The 1,953-nt window shown below is 62.3% G+C and carries 3 protein-coding genes; all 3 read left to right on the top strand.

Going from position 1 to position 1,953, the window contains the following annotated elements; translation table 11 throughout:
- Positions 1 to 1,074: phage baseplate assembly protein (locus ACIQUS_RS27075; RefSeq protein ID WP_403054208.1), on the top strand; the 1,074-nt coding region annotated here is incomplete at its 5' end.
- Positions 1,071 to 1,586 (top strand): phage baseplate assembly protein V, encoded by a 516-nt coding sequence (locus tag ACIQUS_RS27070; RefSeq protein WP_403054205.1) that lies wholly within the window; start codon positions 1,071 to 1,073, stop codon positions 1,584 to 1,586. The genes ACIQUS_RS27075 and ACIQUS_RS27070, both read left to right, overlap by 4 nt.
- The coding region (locus ACIQUS_RS27065) for a phage GP46 family protein (RefSeq protein ID WP_403054202.1) at positions 1,586 to 1,953 on the top strand (368 nt) is incomplete at its 3' end. The genes ACIQUS_RS27070 and ACIQUS_RS27065, both read left to right, overlap by 1 nt.

The following is a 1,953-nucleotide window of genomic DNA, read 5'->3' as shown; positions in this document are numbered from 1 at the left end:
TCTCTCGGTGTCACTCGGGCAATCGATGCAGCAACTACGGCATTCACCGCCACGCTCACCGAGCGGTGGGAGGGAAGCGAGAGCTCGGCCGCGCAGGTCGAGCCGTGGCCGATCCTGCCTGGTGATGCGTGCGAGGTAAGGCTGGCTGGGTTCCCGATGGTTGTTGGCTATGTCGACATCTTCCGGCCCTCGTACAGCGCCACCGATCACACCATCAACATCCAGGGGCGGGACAAGGTTGCTGACCTGATCGATTGCAGCGCCGTGCACGCGCCGGACGAATGGAAAAACATCGACTTGCTCAGGTTTGCCCAGACCCTCGGGGCGCCTTTCGGCGTGACTGTGTCAGCGGATATCGACGTGGGCGAGGCGTTTCCGGTGTGCAAGCTGCAGCAGGGTGAAACCGCTTTCAAGGCAATCGAGCGATACGCCCGCCAACGCAAAGCGCTCCTGATGCCCGATGGTGCCGGCGGCCTGCTGATCACGCGCGCTGGCGTGCGCCGCGCCACGACCGCGCTGATTCAGGGCGAAAACATCCTGAGCGCCAGTGGTTCGATCGATCACAGCCAGCGCTTCAGCAGCTACCTGGTGAAGGGCCAGGCCAGCTACAGCCCCGACAGCACGGGCGAGACCGAAGCTCATATAGAAGGTGCGGTGACCGACAGCGGGATCAAGCGCTATCGGCCGATGCTGTTGGTCGCAGAGACCGGCGGCACGTCATCGAGCCTGCATGCCCGCGCAACGTGGGAAGCGAACACCCGGATCGGCAAGGCCGCGGCAGCCAGCGTTTCCGTGTATGGCTGGCGGCAAAGTCCGGCCGGGGCGCTATGGGAGCCGGGCCTGCTGGTCTACGTGCGGTCATCCTGGCTGCGCATGGACGGCTGGATGCTGATCCGGCAGGTGACCTATGAGCGCGGGGAGGGAGGCACCACCGCAAAACTGGAAATCGTCAGTCCCCAGGCCTTTGATCCCGAGCCCCCTGATGGGAAGAAGGCGAAGAAAGAGAAGGCCGGGAAAACCGGCAAACGGAACATATGGGCCGAGGCCATAGGGGAAGAGGATCCGCCGCAATGAATGATGCACTCCGAGACCTTGGTTCCCGGGTCATGATGATGTTCGGGCGTGGGGTGCTGCGCTCTGTCAATGACACCGGGCAGCGGCAGCAAGTCCAGGTGGAACTGCTCAAGGACGAACTCCGCGACGGCCTGGAGCATATGCAGAACTACGGATTTACCAGCCACCCGCTTGGTGGTGACTGCGCCGTTTCCTTCACGGGTGGGAACCGAGAGCAGGGGATAGTTCTGGTGATTGATGACCGCCGGTACCGCATTCCCCTTCATGCTGGCGAGGTGGCCATGTACGACGACCTGGGCAACAAGGTCGAGTTGCTACGCGAGATGGTGAAGATCACGGCCGTGCAACACGTTGAGGTGGAGGCACCGACAATCAAGCTGGTCGGCGATCTGGAGGTGATCGGCAACATCAACACCACCGGCACCATCACGAACAACGGGAAGAATATCGGCAGCACCCACCAGCACGACGGTGTGACTGTCGGCAGTGACAACTCAGGAGCGCCCATCTAATGGCCGATGCCGCAATGAAAATGACCGATGCTGGCGGCGAACTGGTGTTGTCGGGTTTCGACCTGGCGCGCGACGATGGCTTGGAGACGGCTGTGATCATCAGCCTTTTCACCGATCGCCGGGCCAGCAATGAGCAGATCCCTGCTGAGCTGCCGCAAGGCGACTTGCGCGGCTATTGGGGGGACGTCAGCAATGCCTCACCGTCGGATCAAACCGGGTCGCTGCTGTGGTTGCTGGCGCGTGAAAAGCAGCTATCTCCGGTGCTCAGCCGTGCACAGCAGTACTGCCGAGAGGCCTTGGCCTGGATGATTGAAGACCGTGTCGCCACGCGCGTCGAGGTGGCTGCAGAGTTCATCGCTCAGGGCTG

Source organism: Pseudomonas sp. NPDC090755, assembly GCF_044769005.1.
Classification (GTDB): domain Bacteria; phylum Pseudomonadota; class Gammaproteobacteria; order Pseudomonadales; family Pseudomonadaceae; genus Aquipseudomonas.
This window is presented reverse-complemented; position numbering and strand designations above follow the sequence as displayed.